Source organism: Vicinamibacterales bacterium (genome assembly GCA_035699745.1).
In the GTDB taxonomy this organism is placed as follows: domain Bacteria; phylum Acidobacteriota; class Vicinamibacteria; order Vicinamibacterales; family 2-12-FULL-66-21; genus JAICSD01.
Map to the genome: position 1 here is coordinate 1 of DASSPH010000063.1, position 20,290 is coordinate 20,290.

Consider the following 20,290-nt stretch of genomic DNA (forward strand, 5'->3'; position numbering starts at 1 on the left):
GCGAGCGAAGCGAGTCTCTTCCCTGCCCTGAGCCCGACCGCGAGCGAAGCGAGTCTCTTCCTTGCCCTGAGCCCGACAGCGAGCGAAGCGAGTCTCTTCCCTGGAGTCTCTTCCCCGCCCTCTGCCCGACAGCGAGCGAAGCGAGTCTCTTCCCTGCCCTGAGCCCGACTGCGAGCGAAGCGAGTCTCTTCCCTGGAGTCTCTTCCCGGCCCTCTGCCCGACCGCGAGCGCAGCGAGCCCCCCCGCCCGTCCGTGATACCCTAAAGGGTCATATTTTCCGCGACATTCCGTGAAGAACCGGGACTGTCCGCGTCCCGAGGGTCCGATATCTCCTGATGAAGACTGAGATCGTAGACGTCAACGAGACGCGCAAGAACCTCGTCGTGGAAATCGACAGCACCGTGGTCGACGCCGAGATCGACAAGGTGTCGCGCGACTACAGCAAGGCGGCGCGGATTCCCGGGTTCCGCCCGGGGAAGGTGCCGGCCAAGGTGGTGCGGCAGCGGTTCCGCGACCAGATCCTCCACGACGTCGCGCACGGGCTGATCCCGCGCGCCGTCGACGAGGCGCTGCGCGAGCGCGGCGTCGAGCCGGTCGACACGCCCGACATCCGCGACGTGGTCGTCGAAGAGGGGCAGCCGCTGAAGTTCACGGCGATCTTCGACACCGTGCCGCCGATCGATCCGGGGGACTACGCGACGATCTCGCTGCGGCGCGAGGCGTCGGGGGTGAGCGACGCCGCGGTGGACGACGCGATGGCGGGGCTGCGCGAGCGGGCGGCGCGCTACGAGCCGGTGGAAGGGCGCGGCGTCGAGCACGGCGATTCGGTGCTGATGGATCTGGTCCGCACGGCGAGCGGCGATCACTCGGGGGACGATCCCACCGAGTATCACCACGGCCCGAAGTCGGACAACCACCAGAACGTGACGGTGGACATCGGCGGTGCGGCGAACCCGCCCGGCTTCGACGAGCAGCTCGCCGGGCTGACGGCGGGGGCGGAGAAGTCGTTCGACATCACCTATCCGGCCGACTACGCGATCAAGGAACTGGCCGGCACGACGGTGAAGTACGACGTCACGGTGAAGGCGATCCGCAAGCGGATCGTGCCCGACCTGGACGACGAGTTCGCCAAGGACGTCGGCGACTTCGCGTCGCTCGACGCGCTGCGCGCGCGGGTGCGGGAGGATCTCGAGCACGAGGCCCGGCACGAGGCGGATCGCGAGCTGCGCGCGAACCTGATGAAGCAGCTGGCGGCGCGGGTGGCCTTCGAGGTGCCGCAGGCGCTGCTCGAGCGCGAGATCGATCGGCGGGTCGAAGAGTTCGTCCGGCGGCTGATCGATCAGCAGATCGACCCGATGAAGACGAACATCAACTGGGAAGATTTCCGCGAGCGGCAGAAGGAGGCCGCGGCGGAGGCGGTGCGCGGCGCGCTGGTGCTCGACGAGGTGGCCCGGCGCGAGCAGATCGCGGTCACGCCCGAGGAGATCGAGGCGGAGATCGCGAAGTACGCCGAGCGGACCGGCCGCACGCCGGCGGCGGTGCGCGCCAGGCTGGAGAAGGAGGGGGGCATCGGGCGGTTGTACTCAGGGCTGCGGCGGGAGCGGGCGATTGACTTCCTGCTGTCGCGTGCTACTATCGTACAAACGTAAGACAGGTCCGGTCCCGAGCTCCCCACAGCAATTTACGAGTCGCCGTTTTCCGTTCCACGCGGACGCTTTTTCGCATGGCTCATTCTTCTCATTCGCAGCTCATCCCGATGGTGGTCGAACAGACCAACCGCGGGGAACGCGCCTACGACATCTTTTCGCGCCTGCTGAAGGACAGCATCATCTTCCTCGGCACGCCGATTGACGACGGCATCGCCAATCTCGTGATCGCGCAGATGCTGTTCCTCGAGGCCGAGGATCCGGATCGGGACATCCTGCTCTACATCAACAGCCCGGGCGGGGTGGTCACGGCCGGGATGGCGATTTACGACACGATGCAGTTCATCAAGCCCGACGTGCAGACCTACTGCATCGGCCAGGCGGCCTCGGTCGCCGCGGTGCTGCTCGCCGCCGGGGCCAAGGGGAAGCGCTTCTCGCTGCCCAACTCCCGCATCCTCATCCATCAGCCGTGGGTGCAGGGGCTCGGCGGCCAGACCACCGACATCGACATCCACGCCCGGGAGCTGCTCCGCACCCGCGAGCGCCTCAATCAGATCCTCGCCGACCACACCGGCCAGCCCCTCAAGCGCATCCAGGACGACACGGAACGGGACTACATCATGGGCGCCGACCAGGGGAAGGAATACGGTATTATTGACGACGTCATCCGAAAAAGGGCTTAGGGCTCACCACTCATGGTAAAGAAGAACGGCGAAGGCGAGATTCTGCGCTGCTCGTTCTGCAACAAGGACCAGAATGACGTCCGCAAGCTGATTGCGGGGCCGACGGTCTTCATCTGCGATGAGTGCGTCGAGGTCTGCAACGACATCATCGCGGACGACAACCGGTTCGAGGCGCGCGGCGGCGCCCGGTCCTCCCTGCCCGTGCCCCAGGAGATCAAGAAGTTCCTCGACGAGTACGTCATCGGCCAGGAACAGACCAAGAAGAAGCTCGCGGTCGCGGTCTACAACCACTACAAGCGGATCGAGATCCAGAAGCAGTCCCGCAGCCGCAACGAGATCGAGCTCACCAAGTCCAACATCCTGCTGATCGGCCCGACCGGCACCGGCAAGACGCTGCTCGCGCAGACGCTCGCCAAGCTGCTCTCGGTCCCCTTCACCATCGTCGATGCGACGACGCTGACCGAGGCGGGCTACGTCGGCGAAGACGTCGAGAACATCATCCTCAAGCTGCTGCAGGCGGCGGGCGGGGACATCGAGAAGTGCCAGCAGGGCATCATCTACATCGACGAAGTCGACAAGATCTGCCGCAAGGACGAGAACCCGTCGATCACCCGCGACGTCTCGGGTGAAGGGGTGCAGCAGGCGCTGCTCAAGATCCGCGAGGGCACGGTGGCCAACGTGCCGCCGCAGGGCGGGCGCAAGCACCCGCACCAGGAGTTCTTCCAGGTCGACACCACCAACATCCTCTTCATCTGCGGCGGCGCCTTCGTCGGGCTGGAGAAACAGATCGAGCGCCGCACCGGCAAGAAGACGCTCGGCTTCAAGGCCGACGTCAAGTCGCTCGCCGGCCGCGACATCGGCACCACGCTGGAGCAGGTGGAGCCGGAAGACCTGATCAAGTACGGGCTGATTCCCGAGTTCGTCGGCCGCCTCCCGGTGGTGGGCACGCTGCACGAGCTCGATCGCGCGGCGCTCGTGCAGATCCTCACGCAACCGCGCAACGCGATCACGCGTCAGTACCAGAAGCTGTTCGAGTACGAGAACGTGAAGCTCAAGTTCACGGACGACGCGCTCGAGGCGATCGCCGAACAGGCGCTGGCCCGCAAGATTGGCGCGCGCGGCCTGCGCATGATCATCGAGGAGCTCATGCTCGACCTGATGTACACGCTGCCGGGCCAGAAGAAGGTCCGCGAGTGCGTCATCACCCGCGAAGTCGTGCTGAGCAAGGAAAAGCCGATTACCCTGATAGAAAAGGCGGGGTAGTCAGTGGCGGCGGCCGATTGGCGATTGCCGATCGAGGGTTGACGATTGGCGATTGGGGATCGACGGATTGGTCGATTGACGATCGGCAGTCGTACTCGACAATCAGCGGTCCATTCGGCACTCGACAATCCGTCGATCGGCATTCAACAATCGTCAACCGTCGATCGGCAATCTGCAATCGGCAGTCTGCATTAAGACATGGAACTCTACGAGACACTCCCGATCGTTCCGTTACGCGACGTGGTCGTGTTCCCCCACATGATGATGCCGTTCGTCATCGGACGGCCCTCGTCGACGCGCGCGCTCGAGCACGCGCTCGGCAAGGACAAGCGCATCTTCCTCGCGGCGCAGCACGACGCCGCCACCGACGAGCCCCAGCCGAACGACATCTACACCATGGGCTGCGTCGCCAACATCGTGCAGAGCCTGAAGCTGCCTGACGGCAACATCAAGGTGCTGGTCGAGGGGATCGAGCGCGCCCGCGCCGTCGAATGGAAGGAAGACAAGGGCTTCTACCGCGTCGTCGTCAAGGTGGTGCCGAAGCCGAAGGAATCCGGCGTCGACGCCGAGGCGACGATGACCAAGGTGGTGTCGCTGTTCGAGCAGTACGTGAAGCTGTCGAACAACCTGCACTACGACGCGATGATCGCCGCCGTCCGCGTGGACGATCCCGGCAAGCTGGCCGACACCATTTCGGCGCACCTCGTCGTCGGCGTCGATGAGAAGCAGAACCTGCTCGAGATCATCTCGCCGATCGAGCGGCTCAACCGCATCACCGCCCTGCTCGAGGCGGAGGTCGACAAGCTCCAGGTGGATCGCAAGATCCAGTCGCGCGTCAAGAAGCAGATGGAGAAGGCGCAGAAGGAGTACTACCTCAACGAGAAGATGAAGGCGATCCAGAAGGAGCTGGGCCGCAAGGACGAGAAGGGGAACGAGATCGAGGAGCTGAAGAAGAAGATCGAACAGGCGAAGATGCCCGAGGAGGTCGAGGAAAAGGCCATCCAGGAGCTGAAGCGCCTCGAGGCGATGCCGCCGATGTCGGCGGAAGCGACCGTCTCGCGCAACTACCTCGACTGGCTGATCGCCGTCCCGTGGCAGAAGAAGACCAAGGAGAGCCGGGACCTCAAGCGCGCCGAAGAAGTGCTGAACGAGGACCACTACGGCCTCGAGAAGATCAAGGACCGCATCCTCGAGTTCCTCGCCGTCCGCGCGCTGGTGAAGAAGCCGAAGGCGACCATCCTCACCTTCTCCGGACCTCCCGGGGTCGGCAAGACCTCGCTGGCCAAGTCGATCGCCCGCGCGATGAACCGCAAGTTCGTGCGGCTGTCGCTCGGCGGCGTGCGCGACGAGGCGGAGATCCGCGGCCACCGCCGCACCTACATCGGCGCCTTCCCCGGCCAGATCATCCAGATGATGAAGAAGGCCGGGACGATGAACCCGGTGTTCCTGCTCGACGAAGTCGACAAGATGTCGATGGACTTCCGTGGCGATCCGTCGGCGGCGCTGCTCGAAGTGCTCGATCCGGAGCAGAACAACGCGTTCCTCGACCACTATCTCGACGTCGAGTACGACCTGTCGAACGTGATGTTCATCTGCACCGCGAACGTGCTGCACACCATCCCGCAGGCGCTGCGCGACCGCATGGAAGTGCTGCAGCTCGCCGGCTACACCGAGCAGGAGAAGATCGAGATCGCGCGGAAGTTCCTGGCGCCGAAGGCGATCGAAGGGGCGGGCCTGACCGGCGACAACATCGTGTTCCTCGACGAGGCCTTCTCGACCATCATCTCGCGCTACACCCGCGAGGCCGGCGTGCGCAATCTCGAGCGCGAGATCGCGTCGATCTGCCGCAAGGTGGCGCGCAAGGTGGTGACCGAGGGCAAGGGCTTCACGATGGAGATCACCGCCGCCAAGGTGACCGAGTACCTCGGCGTGCCGCGGTTCCGCTCGGCGCTGGCGGAGGAGAAGAACGAGATCGGCGTCGCGACCGGCCTGGCGTGGACCGAAGTGGGCGGCGAGATCCTCACCATCGAAGCGACGCTGATGCCCGGCAAGGGCAAGCTGACGCTCACCGGCAAGCTCGGCGACGTGATGCAGGAATCGGCGCAGGCGGCGATGAGCTACGTGCGCGCCAAGGCCGACGAGTACCGCATCCCGAAGAACTTCAACCGCACCACCGACGTCCACATCCACATTCCGGAAGGGGCGATCCCGAAGGACGGCCCGTCGGCCGGCATCACGCTGGCGACCTCGCTCATCTCGGCGCTCGGGCGGATCCCGATCCGCAAGGAAGTGGCGATGACCGGCGAGATCACCCTGCGCGGCAAGGTGCTGCCGATCGGCGGGCTGAAGGAGAAGATCCTGGCGGCGCACCGCTCGGGGTTGAAGACCATCGTCGTCCCGCGGGAGAACGAGAAGGACCTCGCCGACATCCCGAAGAACGTGCTCGACAGCCTGAACGTCTACATGGTCGAGTCGATGGACGAGGTGCTGAAGATCGCGCTCGCCGAGCCGATCGGATCGATTCCGGCGCCCGGCACCGACGCGATCGCCGGGGAGCAGCCGTCGATTTCGCACTGAGCCGGCGCTCAGCTTTCGGTGAAGGTCCTGGACGCCCGGTTCGTGACGAGCGCCACGAGCGCTGAAGGCATCCCGCGCGACGGCGTACCTCACCTCGCGCTCGTCGGCCGATCGAATGTCGGCAAGTCGTCGCTGCTGAACGCGCTCACGAAGCGCGACCTGGCCCGCACCAGCGCGGCCGCCGGAAAGACGCGGCTGGCGAATCTCTATCGCGTGGAGGCCGAGGGCGGCCCCGGCGGTCCCGGCCGCTGGACCGTGTGCTTCGCGGACCTGCCCGGCTACGGCTACGCGCGCGGCGGACGCGAGTCCGTGGCGGAGCTGCGCGGCATCGCCGAGCGCTACTTCGCCGGCGGCCAGCCGATCGCGGGCGTCCTCCATCTCGTGGACGCCCGGCATCCGGGGCTCGACTCGGACCTGGCGGCCGCGGCCTGGCTGCGCTCGCTGCCGGTCGCGCGCGCGGCGATCGCGAGCAAAATCGACAAACTGTCACGCGGCGAGCGCGTGCGGAACCTGAGGGAACTGGAACGGCAACTCGGAATGCCCCCGCTGCCGCTCTCGGCGACGAGCGGGGAAGGACTGGACGATCTGTGGACACTGATAGCAAGACTGGTACGGTAGATCTCACGAAGGAAGCAAAGGACGCGAAGGAGTCGAAGGACTCGGCTCGCGCGGACGCCGCCCCGGCGCGGCCGGCACCCGAGACCAAGGTCGACCTGGCGACGCTCAAGGAGATGAGCACGCAGGAACTGACCAAGGTGGCCAAGCAGCTCGACGTGCCCGGCGCCACCGGGATGCGCAAGCAGGAGCTGATCTTCCAGATCCTCCGCTGCCGCGCCGAGAAGAGCGGCAACCTCTTCTCCGAAGGGGTGCTCGAGACGCTGCCCGACGGGTTCGGCTTCCTTCGCGCCCCCAACTACAACTACCTGCCCGGTCCCGACGACATCTACGTCTCCCCTTCCCAGATTCGCAAGTTCGACCTGCAGACCGGCGACACGGTCAGCGGCCAGATCCGCCAGCCGAAAGAGGGGGAACGCTACTTCGCGCTGATCAAGGTCGAGGCGGTCAACTTCGAGCCGCCGGACCGCATCCGCGATCGCGTCTTCTTCGAGAACCTGACGCCGCTCTATCCGCAGGAGCGGATCAGGCTGGAGGCGGCGTCGGACAACCTGTCGGCTCGGGTCATGGACCTGATGGTGCCGATCGGCAAGGGACAGCGCGGCCTGATCGTCGCGCCGCCGCGCACCGGCAAGACGATGCTGCTGCAGAACATCGCCAACAGCATCACCGCCAACCACCCCGAGGTCTACCTGATCGTGCTGCTCATCGACGAGCGGCCGGAAGAGGTCACCGACATGCAGCGCTCGGTGAAGGGGGAAGTGATCTCGTCCACCTTCGACGAGCCGGCGCAGCGGCACGTGCAGGTCGCCGAGATGGTGATCGAGAAGGCCAAGCGCCTGGTCGAGCACAAGAAGGACGTCGTCATCCTGCTGGACTCGATCACCCGCCTGGCGCGCGCCTACAACACCATCGTCCCGGCGTCGGGCAAGGTGCTGTCGGGCGGCGTCGACAGCAACGCGCTGCAGCGGCCGAAGCGGTTCTTCGGCGCGGCGCGCAACATCGAGGAAGGCGGGTCGCTGACGATCGTCGCCACCGCGCTGATCGACACCGGCTCGCGCATGGACGAAGTGATCTTCGAAGAGTTCAAGGGCACCGGCAACCTCGAGATCCACCTCGATCGCAAGCTCGCCGATCGCCGCGTGTTCCCGGCGATCGACATCCAGAAGAGCGGCACCCGCAAGGAAGAGCTGCTCATCCCGAAGGAAGATCTCAACCGCACCTGGGTCCTGCGCAAGGTGCTCACGCCGCTCTCCCCCGTCGAGGGCATGGAGCTGCTGCTGTCGAAGATGGCGAAGACCAAGAGCAACAGCGAATTCCTCGGGTCGATGGCCAACGGCAAGTAGCAGTGCGCGGTGCGCAGTGCGCGGTGCGCGGTGCGTAGTGCGCAGTGCTAGTGCGTAACGCGTAACGCGGTGATGAGTGTGGGTGCGACCACGTTTCTCGCAATCGCTCTGCTGATCCCCGCGACCTCGCTGACGGTCCGGCACTCCGCTCGCGCGCTTCGGCCGGGGGAGGTGGTCGTCCTGACGGTCGCCGGCGCCAGCGCGCCGGTTGAGGTCCGCGCCTTCGATGTGACCTGGCCGGTGCATGCGGCGGGCGAGCACGGGTGGCGCGCGCTGATCGGGATCGATCTCGGGACCCGACCCGGCCGCCATGACGTGATCGTCACGAGCGGAGGGGCGCAGGTCACACATCCCCTCGACATCCGCGCGCGGTCGTTTCCGACGCGCCGCCTCTCCGTCGATCCCGCACTGGTCAACCCGCCGCCGGACGCGCAGGCCCGCATCGAGCGGGAAGCGGGGGAACTCGCGGCGATCTGGGCCGCCTCTCCGCCCGATCGGTTGTGGAGCGCGCGATTCGTGCGGCCGGTTCCCGATCGCGCCAACAGCGCGTTCGGCACCCATAGCATCTTCAACGGCGAGCCACGATCGCAGCACGGCGGCGCGGACTTCCTCAGCCCCGAGGGACGGCCGGTGGCGGCGCCGAACGCCGGCCGCGTCGTGATCGCCGCGGATCGATACTTCTCCGGCAACACCGTCGTGCTCGATCACGGCCAGGGGCTGTTCTCGCTCCTCGCGCACCTGTCGGAAATCGACGTCGAACCCGGCGACCTCGTGCCGGCAGGGGCGATCGTGGGAAAGGTCGGCTCGACGGGCCGCGTCACCGGCGCGCACCTGCACTGGACGGTTCGGCTCAACGGCGCCCGCGTGGATCCGCTGTCGCTGATGTATGTGCTCGGCCGGCCGGATACTGGGCGCTGACGGCTGCCGGCTTCCAGCTTCCCCGCTGATGGCTTCCAGCGTCCGTGATTTTCGCTTTTTATGAATCTCGAAGTGATTGGACGACGTCCAGCCGCAGCAGGCGCCGTGACGGCAGGTACGCGGCGGCGAGGGCGGCTGTGACCATCAGCGTCGCGGCGCCCGCCAGGGTCCACGGATCGCGCGGAGCGATCCCGTACAGCACCCCGCTGAGCGCCGGCGCCGACAGCCACGCCGCCGCGAGGCCGATGCCGGCGCCGAGGACTGCCATCCGCGCCGCGCGGCGCACCGTGAGGCGGACGATCCGCGATTCCGTCGCCCCGAGGGCGAGCCGGATGCCAAGCTCCTTCGTCGACTGCATCACGATCTGCGACATCACGCCGTAGACGCCGACCAGCGTCAGCAGCAGCGCCAGGAGCGCGAACGCAGCGAGCAGCTGCGCGCTCAACCGGCGGGGCGCCGCCGCGTCGGCGACGAGATCGCGCGACGAACGCACGTTCGACAGCGGCAGTTCCGGATCCATCTCGCGGAGGATGGCGCGGATCGCGGGGGCCATCGACGCCGCGTCGCGATCGCTCCGGACCACCAGCGTCAGCTCGGCGCTCGGGGTCTGCGCCTCTGGAACGTAGAGGTGCGGCTCTTCCTCCCGCTCCAGCGTACTCTGCCGCACCGCGGCGACGATGCCGACCACGACGCGCCAGTTCGGCCCATCGATCGGCGTGCGCACGCGGCGGCCGATCGGCGTGCCGTCGCGGAAGTAGCGGCGCGCCAGCTCGGCGTCGATGACCGCCACCGGCGTCGAGCCGGGGCGATCCGCCGCAGTGAACCCGCGTCCGGCAACCAGGCGGATGCCCATCGCCTGGAAGTACTCCGGCGTGGCCCACCGCAGGTAGGCGCGCTGCGTGCGATCGCCGGGAGCCGGAACCCCCTCGATCGTGAGCAGGAACCGCAGCAGGCCGTCGAGGCCCGACAGCGGCAGCGGACCGCCGGCGCCCGCCGAGCGCACGCCGGGCAGCGCACGCACCCGCTCGAGCAGACGGTCGTAGAACGGGGACTGTGCGTCGCGCGGATATCTGACCGACGGCAGCGCCATGTCGGCGAGCAGCGTCGCGTCGGCGTCGAAGCCGGTCGGCACCCGCGTGAGCTTCTCGACGCTCACGATCAGCAGCAGACCCGCCGACACCAGCGCGGTCGCCACCGCGATCTGCCCCGCCACGATCGCCTGGCGCATGCGAACGTCGTTGCCGGTCGATCGGCCTCCACCGGCGAGCGCGCCGACCGCCGGACGTGCGGCTTTCCATGCCGGCCAGACCGCGGTCAGCACGGCGCTCCCGAGCGTCAGCCCCGTTGCCGCGACCAGGGCGCGCCAGTCGAGTGCGATCCGATCGGTGAGCGGCAGGCCGAGCGGCCGCATCTCCGGCACCAGCGCGATCAACCACCACGCCAGCAGGATGCCCAACGCCCCTCCGGCAAGCGCCACCGTCGTCGCTTCGACGACCTGCATGCGGACGAGGCGTCCGGCGCCGGCGCCGACTGCCGCGCGGATCGCCAGTTCGCGTCTCCGTGCGACGCCGCGCGCCAGCAGCAGGCTGGCCACGTTGGCGCACGCGATGGCGAGAACGGCGATGATGGCGGCGAGCAGCATGACCAGCGGCCGCCTGACATCGCCGATCACCGCATCGCGCAGCGGCACCACCGTCACGCCCCAGCCGCGGTCGGCATCCGGATAGGTGGCGGCGAGGTGCGCGGCCACGGCGGCCAGCGAGGTTCGGGCGCTGTCGGTGGAGACGCCAGGGGCGAGGCGTCCGACTGCGCCGAGATAGCGCGCGTTGCGCGGCAGCGTCCGCCAGGCGTCGGCGAGGGGCAGCCACAGGCGCTCGGCGGTGCCCGGAATGTGAAACGTCCGCGGCATGACGCCGACGACGGTGCGCGGCGTGCCGTCGATCGCGATCGCGCGCCCCAGGATGGCGGGATCGCCGCCGAATCGCTCCCGCCACAGCGCCTCGCCGATCACGGCGACCGGTTGCCCCTGACCCGCGGTCTCGGCGGCGGCGAACCAGCGCCCGAGGAGCGGCGTGCCGCCGAGCGTGTCCACCAGGTTGGCGGTTGCCGAGGCCGCGGCGAGACGCTGCGGCTCGCCGCCGGTGGTGATCGTCGCGTCCAGCACGCTGAACCCGGCGAGCGCCGTCAGCCCCTGCACCTGGTCGCGCCAGTCGAAGAAGTCGGGAGGAGAGATCTGGTTGCGCGGGATGCCGCGCGGGTTCGCAGACCAGATCCGGATCAATTGCTCCGGCGCGGCATACGGCAGCGGCCGGAGCAGCACGCGGTCGACGATCGTGAACATCGCCGTGGTCGCGCCGATGCCGAGCGCGAGCGTGAGGACGGCCGCGGCGCTGAAGGCTTTCGCCCGGAGCATGGACCGAACGCCGACGCGCGCGTCCTGGAGCGCGTCGGCGCCAAGCCGCGTCAGCCGCCGCCGCCGCATCCCGAGCGCCGGGACCAGCGATCCGCCCACCTGGCGCCAGTACCACGCCGTCGCGCCGCGGCCCGCGTGGCGTGTGCGCGCCGCCGCATACTCGGCGTCCAGTTCCGCGAGCACGGCGTCACGCGCGTCGGCCGGCAGCGCGCGCCGCAGCAGCCACCGAGCCAACCCGATCACGACTGTCCTCCCTGCCGCCGAAGCCGCAGCCCTCGCCACATGCGCTCGCGGAGCGCGGCGGTGTCCTCGGCGGCCCTCGCGCCGGCGGCCGTCACTGCGAAGAAGCGGCGGGCTCGAGGATCGCGCGTCGCCGTCTCGGGAGGCGTGACGCGCGTGATGTACCCCTTGTCTTCGAGCCGCTCGAGTGACGCGTACACCGCGCCAATGGCGACACTGCGGCCGGACTGCGCGTCGATTTCCTCCCGGATGCGCATGCCGTAGGCCTCCGGCTCGCAGCGCGCCACCGCCAGGAGCACGATCTCTTCCAGGTCGCCGAGATAGCCGCGCTTCGTCATTTTTCTACTATAACGAAAAACCGCAACCGCCGGTTCCGCGGAACCCGGCCGGCGTCGTCCGCGTATGGTTAAACTAACCATATGGCGCCGCGCGTCTTCCTGCTCCTGCTGAGGCTCTTCCCGCGCGCGTTCCGGGAGGCGTTCGGCGACGAAATGCGGTCGGTACTGGCGGACCAGTATCGAGCCGCCCGCGAGACCGGCGTGGCCGCGACGGCGGCGTTCTGGTGGCGGACCATCACCGGGATGACGGCCGCGGCCTGGCGGGAGCGGCAGGCCGGCCGCGCGGGCGAGGTCGGGCTGCCCTGGCACGAGACCCTCCTCACCGATGTCCGCCTGACTGGCCGGCTCCTCAGCCGCGCTCCGCTCTTCACGGCGCTGGTCGTGACCGCGGTGGCCGTCGGCGTCGGCGGTGTGGCCACCGTGTTCAGCGCGCTGAACGCCATCGTCCTCCGGCCGCTGCCCGGAACGACGGACGGCGATCGGCTGATCCTCGTGGATCGCCGTACGCCGGATTCGAGCGAGGGCGTCTCCGCGTCCTACGGGTTCTACCGCTACCTCGCGGGCAGCACGCAGTCGCTGGACGGCGCCGCCGCATGGAGCCGCGTTGCGCTGACCATTTCACGCGGCGGGCCGGCGCATTCCGTAGCCGGCACGATCGTCAGCGGCAACTACTTCACCGTACTTGGCCTCCGCCCCGAGGCGGGCCGCTTCTTCCTTCCCGAGGAGGATGCGATCCCGCTGGCGCATCCCGTGATCGTCGTGTCGCACGACTTCTGGACCTCGCAGCTGAACGCGAATCCCGCGGCGATCGGCCGCGAGCTGACGGTCAACGGCCGTCCCTATCGCCTGATCGGCGTCGCCCCGCCCGGGTTCCACGGCGTCTTCACCCCGCTGAAGCTGGATGCATGGGTCCCGCTCGCCATGCAGCCGCACGTGAGAGCGGGCCGGGATCTCGAGCGCGCCCCGTGGCTGTTCGTCTTCGGGAGAATGCGCGCCGGCGTCACGCCGACGATGGCTCGCGCCGAACTGTCGACGCTGACGGAACGCTGGGCGGCATCCAGCGGCGACTTCCCTCGCTACACCGCCATGCGGGTGACGCCGCTGACGGGACTGCCCGACGACGCGCGGCGCGCGCTGCTGGGATTCGGCGCCGTCCTGCTCGGCGCGTCGACGCTCGTCCTCGTGATTGCCGGGGCGAACGTCTCGTCGCTCCTCGCGTCGCGCGCGGCGGCCCGGCGCCGCGAGATCGGCGTCCGCGTCGCGCTTGGCGCCAGCCGCGGACGGCTGGTCCGGCAGCTCCTGACCGAGACGCTGGCGCTGTTCCTGCTCGCCGGGGCCGGCGGCTGCGCGCTCGCCGCGGCGGCGACCGGTGCGCTGGAGCGGCTGCCGCTGCCCGGCGACGCGGCGCTGACGCTGGAGATCTCGCCCGACTGGCGCGTCCTGCTGTTTTCGATCGGCGTGTCGCTCCTCGCCGGCGCGATCTTCGGCGCCGGCCCGGCGCTGCGCGGCGTGGGACGCAATCCCGGGGCGCTGCTGCGCGCCGACTCGGCCGGCGCCGGACGGCGCACGTTCGTCTCCGGCGCGCTCGTCGTCGCGCAGATGGCGTGCTCGCTGGTGCTGCTGACGGCGGCGGCGCTCTTCATCCGGTCCGTCACTGAAGGCGCGGCGCTCGATCCCCGGTTCGAGTCCGGCGGCGTCGCGGTCGCGCCGTTCAACACGGAGGCGTACGGCTACGACCCGGCGCGGGGCCGCCGCTTCTACGACACCCTCCGACGGCGGCTGGAATCGTCTCCGGCAGTCGAGCGCGTCGCATTCGGGAACATGGTGCCGTTGACGTTCGCGGACTCGGGAACGGTCGTGACCGTCGATCGGGCGGCGGACGGCTCCGCGCTGCGGCTGCCGGTCCGCACGGCCAACGTCACTGCCGGTTACCTCGACACGCTGCGCATCCCGCTCGTCGCGGGGCGCGACTTCGCGGCCGGCGACACTGCCGCCGCGGACACGGCGATCGTCAACGAGACCCTCGCGCGGCGCGCGTGGGGGGATACCAATGCGATCGGGCGCACGCTGCACGCTCACGGCCGATCGACGACGGTGATCGGCGTGGCTCGCGATTCGCGCTACGGGAGCCTGACGGAAGGGGCGGTCGCGTTCCTCTACCTGCCGATGCCCGCCGGAGAAACGGTGCGCACGATCGTCGTCCGCTCCAGGACGGGGGGTCCGCCGCAGGCGTCGCTGATCGAGTCGGAGGTCCTGGCGATCGACGCACAGCTGCCGCGGCCTGCCGTACGCGCGCTGCGCACCGAGATCGCCGGCGTGCTGTTTCCGCAGCGGGTCGCCGCGCTCGTCACCGGCATTCTCGGCGCCGCCGGTCTCCTGCTGGCCGCGATCGGGTTGTACGGCCTGGTCTCGTACGGCGTGCGGCTGCGTCTGCGCGAGCTCGGCGTCCGGATTGCGCTCGGCGCCGACGCCCGCAGCGTCATCTGGCTGGTGGTGTCGCGCGAGCTGCGCCTCGGCGCGCTGGGCGTGGCCCTGGGTCTTGTCGGCGCAGTGCTGGCCGGGCGGCTGTTCGCCGCCTACCTGGTGCGCGTCAGTCCGCTGGATCCGCGCGCCTTCGTCGCCGCCGCGGCGATCCTCGTCTTCACCGCGGCGCTCGCCGCATATCTGCCGGCGCGGCGCGCGGCGCAGGCCGATCCGCTGACGATCCTGCGCACCGAGTGAGGCGAACGATGACGCGGGCCAAGGCGCACGACTTCCTGCCGCTCAAACCGGTCGACCTCGAGCTGCTGCTGGCGCTCGCCTCCGAAGATCGCCACGGCTACGGACTGGTCCAGGCAATCGCGGCACACACCAACGGTCTGGTGGTCCTCGATCCCGGCAACCTCTATCGGGTCATCAAGCGGCTGCTCGCCGGCGGCCTGGTGGCGGAAGCGGACCACCGATCCCCCGCCGACGAGGGGGAGGAGCGGCGGCGCTATTACCGGATCACGCCGCTGGGCGGGCGCGTGCTCGCCGCCGAGCTGGAGCGGCTGCAATCGATCGTGACGGACGCGTCGGCGCGCGCGCTGGCCCGGCGCTGGACGTCGTGACGCGGCACCACGCCCGGCCGCTTACGAGACGAGCTTGTTGACGACCGCGTAGTGAATGAGCTCGGCGCTGGTGCGAAGCTGCAGCTTCTCCAGGATGCGCGCGCGGTAGGTGCTGACGGTCTTCACACTCAGGCCCAGCTCCGTGGCGATCTCGGAGACCGTGCGCCCGGCGCCGATCATCCGCAGCACCTGATACTCGCGATCCGAGAGCGCCCCGTGCGGCGGCGGCGCTTCCTCGAGCCGGGCCGCTTCCTGCAGTTCCGCCGGAACGTGGCGGCCGCCGGCCAGCGCGGTGCTCACCGCGCGGATCACTTCGTCGGGATCGCTGTCCTTGGCAACGTAGCCGGCGGCGCCCGCCTGCAGCGCCCGCTGCGCGAACTGATCGACGGGATGCATGCTGACGACCAGAATCGGCACCACGAACTCGCGCCGCAGGCGGCGCAGCAGCGACAGGCCGCTGTCGCCCGGCAGCGTCAAATCCAGCAGCACGAGATCGAAGGCGGACTGACGCAGCTGCTCCATCGCCCGCGGGCCGTCCTCGGCCTCCGCGATCTGCAGGCCGGGGATGCGCAGCGCCAGGATGCGCGCGATCCCTTCACGCACGATCGGGTGGTCGTCCACCAGCAGCACCCTACGCACCCGCGGCGTCTCCGTCGGGGAGGATGACGAGCAGCCGCGTGCCGCTGCGCGGCCCGCGCGTGATCCGCACTTCGCCGCCGAGCGCCAGCGCACGCTCGCGCATGCCGAGCAGCCCCATCGTGTTCGGGCCGGCGATCTGCGCTTCGGTGATCCCGCGGCCGTTGTCGCGGATCTCCATCATGGTGACGCCGCGCTGCCGGGACAGGGTGATCCACACCGTGCCGGCGCCGGCGTGCCGCGCGATGTTGTCGAGGGCCGCCAGCAGGATGCGATACAAGGCGGTCACCTGCGCCTCGTCGAACGCCATCGACGCCGGTCGGGCGCGAACCTGCGTCCGAATCCCGGTCCGCTTGCTGAAAATCGACGCTTCCCAGCGGATCGCCGGAAGCAGCCCCAGGTGATCGAGGATCGGCGGCCGCAGCGACGTGGTGAGCTGCCGCAGCGATGCCACGCCCACGTCGGTCAGCCCGGCCGCCGCCTGCAGGCGATCGACCACCGGCCGCATCTCCGGCGCCGCCGCTTCCCTGAACGCCGCGATCGCCGCGCCGAGCTCCAGCCGCAGGCTCGAAAACAGCTGGCCGAGCTCATCGTGCAGCGTCCGGGCGAGCTGCCGGCGCTCTTCCTCGCGGCGCTGCTCCGCATGCGCCGCGAACTGCCGCAGCTGTGTGCGGGATTGACGCAGTCGGCGCTCCAGATCCTTGGCGGTCGTGATATCGCGGTAGTGCCACAGGTGGGCGACGCTCCCCTTCGGGCCGTCGAGCGGAACGTAGTCGCGGCTCATGACGCGCCCGTCGGTCAGCCGCACTTCGTATCCGAGCTGCGGCTCGCGGCGGTCGCGCAGCCGGCGCGTCAGCGCGCGATAGCTCTCGACGTCGGCGATGAGGTTGCCCCAGAGCTCCTCACGAAGCGCCTCCGCCTGGCGCCCGACCGCGTGCGACGGATGCGGGATGCCGAACATGCGGCAGAACGCCGGATTGACGACAGCGACGCGGCCGTCGTCTGTTTCCGCCATGACGCCGTCCTGGAGCGCGGCCGTGAGCGAGTCGAGGGCCGCGGTGTACCGCTCGCCGGCGGACTCGGGCCGTGCGCGTCTGGTGAGAGCAGCAGTCATCCGTGAACTTCGAATTGTAAGACAAACGCTGATACCGAGTCATACCGCGCGGCCGATAGGATCAAGGGGCGTTCCCGGAGGAACCGTACCCATCCCATTCATGAACGCACCCGACGTGGAGCACGCGCTGCGCAACCATCTCGCGATCATCCTCGGCTACGCCGAGCTGCTGCTGCAGGACGCGGCGGACGATCCGCGTCGCGGCGACGTCGAAGAGATCGTCAAGGCGGCGCGGGCCGCGCTCACCCTGGTCAGCGGCAAGGACGACGAGCCGTGAGCGCCGCACCGGTGCTCGTCGTCATCGACGACGAGCCGGGGATGCTGACGCTGATCGAGCGGGCGGTCGCACCGACCGGGTATCGCACGATCCTGCACGACAAGCCGGGCGCCGCGCTGGCGATGCTGTCGCACGAGCGCGCCGACGCGGCGCTGGTCGACCTGCGTATGCCCGAGCTCGGCGGCATGGAGGTGCTGCGGGCGATCCGCCAGGTGCAGCCGGAATGCGGCGTCATCCTGATGACCGGACACGCCTCGGTCGAGAGCGCGATCGAGGCGGTGAAGCTGGGGGCGCTCGATTACCTGACGAAGCCGCTGGATTTCGCGCGGCTGCGGCAGCTGCTGCTCGACGCCCGCGAGGACGCCGCCCGGCGCGCCGAGCTGCTGAGCAGCGAGGGAGCGACCGCGAAACGGCTGGAGCTGTGCGGGATGCTCGGCCGCAGCCCGGTCATGCAGCAGCTGTTCGGACTGGTGCGGCGGATCGCGCCGCACGCGCGCACCGCACTGATCAGCGGCGAGACCGGCACCGGCAAGGAAGGGATCGCGCACGCCATCCACGATCTCGGTCCGCGGCGGGCGAAGCGCTTCGCCACCGTCAACTGCTCCGCCGTCGTCGAAACGCTGTTCGAGAGCGAGCTGTTCGGCCACGCGCGCGGCGCCTTCACCGGGGCGACCGACAACAAGGCGGGCCTGTTCGAGGCGGCGGACGGCGGCACCCTCTTCCTCGACGAGGTGGGCGAGCTGCCGCCGAGCGTGCAGGCGAAGCTGCTCCGCGTTCTCGAGACCGGCGAGGTGCAGCGCGTCGGATCGCTGCAGCCGAAGCGGGTGGACGTGCGGATCGTCGCGGCGACCAACCGCGATCTCCGCGTCGAGACGGATGCCGGACGGTTCCGCAGCGACCTCTTCTATCGCCTGAACGTCGTCGAGCTGCACGTCCCGCCGCTGCGCGAGCGGCGCGAGGACATCCCGTATCTCACCGCCGCCTTCGTCAAGGAATTCGCCGGCCGCTTCGACAAGCCGATCGACGGCGTCAGCCCGGGGGCCGAGCAGATCCTGATGTCCGGCGCGTGGCTCGGCAACGTGCGCGAGCTGCGCAACGTGCTCGAGCGCGCCTGCATGCTCGCCGAGGGGCACGTGCTGACCGAGCGCGACGTCGCCGGCGTGATGCCGGCGGTGCGCGAGGTGCCGGCCCCCGCCTTGGCCGCGCCCGCGCCGTCGCCGGCGCAGGACCTCGACCAGGTCGAGCGCGAGCACATCATCCGCGTGCTCGCCGACGTGAAGGGCAACAAGCAGGCGGCGGCGCGGCGGCTGGGAATCAGCCGCCGCACGCTGTATCGCCGCCTCGAACGGCACCGTCTCGTGGAGGGGCCGCGGCCGTGATCGGCCAACGCGGCGCGACGCGGAGACGCGTCTAGCGGGCGGCGGCGGCCCGCGCCGGTCTGGGGAGCGCCTTGCGCGGCAGCTTCTCGTCGCGCATCGCGGCGTTGTAGGCGAAGACGGCAGCGACGGTGGCCTGCTGGATGACGTCCTCGCGCTGCACGCGATCGTACGTATCCATGTTCGAGTGGTGGGTCCGCGAGTTGTACTCCAGCCGATCCTGCACGAACTGGAAGGCCGGCAGGCCGACATTGTCGAATGCCACGTGATCGGTGGACGCCACGCTTCGCGGCCCGAGTATGCTGACGCCGAGATCGGCCAGCGGCGCGATCCACTGCGCGAACAGCGGGCGCACCGCGAGGTTGCCCTGCATCCAGATGCCGCGGATGCGCCCGGTGCCGTTGTCGAGATTGAAGTACGCCGACAGCCTGGCGTGCTCCGGCTTGAGCGTCATCGTCTGCGGATCGCCGTAGTGCGCCAGCACGTAGGCGCGCGATCCCAGCAGCCCCTGCTCTTCCCCGCCCCATAGCGCGACGCGGATGGTCCGCCGCGGCTTCAGGCCGAGCGCCTTGATGATGCGCAGCGCTTCGAGCATCGCGGTCGACCCGGTCGCGTTGTCCGTCGCGCCGGTGGCGAAGGAGTGCGAATCGAAGTGCGCGCCGAGCAGCACCACTTCGCCGGCCAGATCCGTTCCCGGGATCTCGCCGACGATGTTGAAGCCCTTGGTGTTCTCGTGGAACGCGGCGTTGACGTCGAGCTCCACTCTGACGGGCACGTTGTGCTCGAGCAGCCGCACCATCCGGTTGTAGTGCTCGACCGCCACCGTCACCTGCGGCACGCCCGCCGGAGCCGTGCGGCTCACGGTCCCCGGGAAGATCGTCCCGCCGTCGTGGCGCTGCTGATTCACCGACAGATTGCTGCCCATGTTGGCGACGTCCGCGTCGCTGCCGCGATCGAACACGGCGACGACCCCTTCGTCCTTGTAGAACTGCTGCACTCTGACGAGGAACTGCTGGCTGCCCGGTGCCGGGCCTCCCGCAGCGCCGCGGCCGCCGCCCGCCGGCGGTTCGCCGGGCGTCTCGTCGACGGCGCGTCCGCCTCCCTGACGGCCGCGCGGCGCCGGCACCGGCGTGGTTTCCGCCTCACGCGCGAGATCGCCGTCCATGCGGACGACGAACGGCCCTTCGAGCATGCGCACGGCACGCGCCTGCTGCGCCAGCACGATCTTCCCTCTGAGCTGTCCCTGGTATTTCGCGAGGTCGGCCTCGCCCGCGATCGCGACGCGGACGACGTCGGCGGTCACCGCGCCGTCCGTCGCCGGCGACCAGGTCTTCGGCAGTCCGATCAGCGGCTGCACGCGCGGCTCGATCATGTGCGCGCTGAAGCGGACGATCGACCAGCTGCGCCCGAAGTCGAACTCCTCGCGGCGCACGTTCGTCAAGCCCCACTCGCTCATCTTCTTCATCGTCCAGGCGCCGGCCTCTTCCATCCCCGGCGAGCCGGTGACGCGCGGACCGTAGCGATCGGTCAGCCAGAACAGCGTCTCCATCGCCTGCGATCGGTTGAGACCTTCGTCGCGGATCTGGCCGATGGCGGCGTAGTCGAGCTTTTCGGTCTGGGCGCTGGGAACGGCGAGGAACGCGGCGAGGAGGACGGCGAGCGGGGCGGAGCGGCGGAGCATGCGCGATTCTAGCGCACGCAAGTATCAGCTTTCGGCTTCCAGCTCGCAGCTCCCAGCTCCCAGCTCCCGGCTGAGAGC

Annotated in this window: 16 protein-coding genes; 11 read left to right on the forward strand and 5 right to left on the reverse strand. The window is 69.3% G+C overall.

Translation table 11 applies throughout. The annotated features are described in order from the left end of the window. Positions 1-335: 335 nt before the first annotated feature. The 7 genes from tig to VFK57_13840 all read left to right on the forward strand — a co-directional run bounded on the left by tig (position 336) and on the right by VFK57_13840 (position 9,048). On the forward strand, positions 336-1,649 hold the full coding sequence (tig, locus tag VFK57_13810) for a trigger factor (protein HET7696784.1): 1,314 nt from the start codon (positions 336-338) through the stop codon (positions 1,647-1,649). A gap of 74 nt (positions 1,650-1,723) precedes the next feature. Continuing rightward, the gene (locus VFK57_13815; protein ID HET7696785.1) at positions 1,724-2,329 is read left to right on the forward strand and encodes an ATP-dependent Clp protease proteolytic subunit; all 606 of its coding nucleotides are present in this window, start codon (positions 1,724-1,726) and stop codon (positions 2,327-2,329) included. A gap of 12 nt (positions 2,330-2,341) precedes the next feature. Further along, on the forward strand, positions 2,342-3,592 hold the full coding sequence (gene clpX / locus VFK57_13820; GenBank protein HET7696786.1) for an ATP-dependent Clp protease ATP-binding subunit ClpX: 1,251 nt from the start codon (positions 2,342-2,344) through the stop codon (positions 3,590-3,592). Between the two features lie 198 nt (positions 3,593-3,790). Beyond that, positions 3,791-6,169 carry an endopeptidase La gene (lon, locus tag VFK57_13825; protein ID HET7696787.1) on the forward strand — a complete coding sequence of 793 codons (2,379 nt, stop codon included), beginning with the start codon at positions 3,791-3,793 and terminating at the stop codon, positions 6,167-6,169. An 18-nt stretch (positions 6,170-6,187) separates the two neighbouring features. Beyond that, a complete protein-coding gene (gene yihA, locus VFK57_13830) occupies positions 6,188-6,787 on the forward strand; it encodes a ribosome biogenesis GTP-binding protein YihA/YsxC (GenBank protein ID HET7696788.1) in 600 nt (199 codons plus the stop codon). Next, complete coding sequence (gene rho / locus VFK57_13835; protein HET7696789.1) at positions 6,757-8,130, forward strand: transcription termination factor Rho; 1,374 nt, start codon at positions 6,757-6,759, stop codon at positions 8,128-8,130. Before yihA ends, rho begins: the two co-directional genes overlap by 31 nt. A gap of 72 nt (positions 8,131-8,202) precedes the next feature. After that, entirely contained in the window at positions 8,203-9,048 is an 846-nt protein-coding gene (locus VFK57_13840; GenBank protein HET7696790.1) for a M23 family metallopeptidase, read from the forward strand. 58 nt (positions 9,049-9,106) lie between these two features. On the opposite strand, the gene VFK57_13845 is transcribed toward VFK57_13840, so the two are convergent. Beyond that, positions 9,107-11,704 (reverse strand): ABC transporter permease, encoded by a 2,598-nt coding sequence (locus VFK57_13845; GenBank protein ID HET7696791.1) that lies wholly within the window; start codon positions 11,702-11,704, stop codon positions 9,107-9,109. After that, on the reverse strand, positions 11,701-12,039 hold the full coding sequence (locus tag VFK57_13850) for a helix-turn-helix transcriptional regulator (GenBank protein ID HET7696792.1): 339 nt from the start codon (positions 12,037-12,039) through the stop codon (positions 11,701-11,703). Before VFK57_13850 ends, VFK57_13845 begins: the two co-directional genes overlap by 4 nt. Positions 12,040-12,120: 81 nt before the next feature. On the opposite strand from VFK57_13850, the gene VFK57_13855 reads away from it, so the two are divergent. Together VFK57_13855 and VFK57_13860 are read left to right on the forward strand one after the other, a co-directional pair. Continuing rightward, positions 12,121-14,760, forward strand: coding sequence for an ADOP family duplicated permease (locus tag VFK57_13855; GenBank protein ID HET7696793.1), 2,640 nt, complete (start codon positions 12,121-12,123; stop codon positions 14,758-14,760). Between the two features lie 8 nt (positions 14,761-14,768). Next, positions 14,769-15,128 carry a helix-turn-helix transcriptional regulator gene (locus VFK57_13860; GenBank protein HET7696794.1) on the forward strand — a complete coding sequence of 120 codons (360 nt, stop codon included), beginning with the start codon at positions 14,769-14,771 and terminating at the stop codon, positions 15,126-15,128. Between the two features lie 21 nt (positions 15,129-15,149). On the opposite strand, the gene VFK57_13865 is transcribed toward VFK57_13860, so the two are convergent. Beyond that, on the reverse strand, positions 15,150-15,767 hold the full coding sequence (locus VFK57_13865) for a response regulator transcription factor (GenBank protein HET7696795.1): 618 nt from the start codon (positions 15,765-15,767) through the stop codon (positions 15,150-15,152). After that, the gene (locus VFK57_13870; GenBank protein HET7696796.1) at positions 15,760-16,878 is read right to left on the reverse strand and encodes an ATP-binding protein; all 1,119 of its coding nucleotides are present in this window, start codon (positions 16,876-16,878) and stop codon (positions 15,760-15,762) included. Before VFK57_13870 ends, VFK57_13865 begins: the two co-directional genes overlap by 8 nt. Before the next feature lie 100 nt (positions 16,879-16,978). On the opposite strand from VFK57_13870, the gene VFK57_13875 reads away from it, so the two are divergent. Continuing rightward, positions 16,979-17,155 (forward strand): hypothetical protein, encoded by a 177-nt coding sequence (locus VFK57_13875; protein HET7696797.1) that lies wholly within the window; start codon positions 16,979-16,981, stop codon positions 17,153-17,155. Then, positions 17,152-18,534, forward strand: coding sequence for a sigma-54 dependent transcriptional regulator (locus VFK57_13880; protein ID HET7696798.1), 1,383 nt, complete (start codon positions 17,152-17,154; stop codon positions 18,532-18,534). Before VFK57_13875 ends, VFK57_13880 begins: the two co-directional genes overlap by 4 nt. 31 nt (positions 18,535-18,565) lie before the next feature. Here the strand turns inward: VFK57_13880 and VFK57_13885 are convergent, their stop codons facing one another. Then, positions 18,566-20,212 (reverse strand): M20/M25/M40 family metallo-hydrolase, encoded by a 1,647-nt coding sequence (locus VFK57_13885; protein HET7696799.1) that lies wholly within the window; start codon positions 20,210-20,212, stop codon positions 18,566-18,568. Positions 20,213-20,290: the final 78 nt, after the last annotated feature.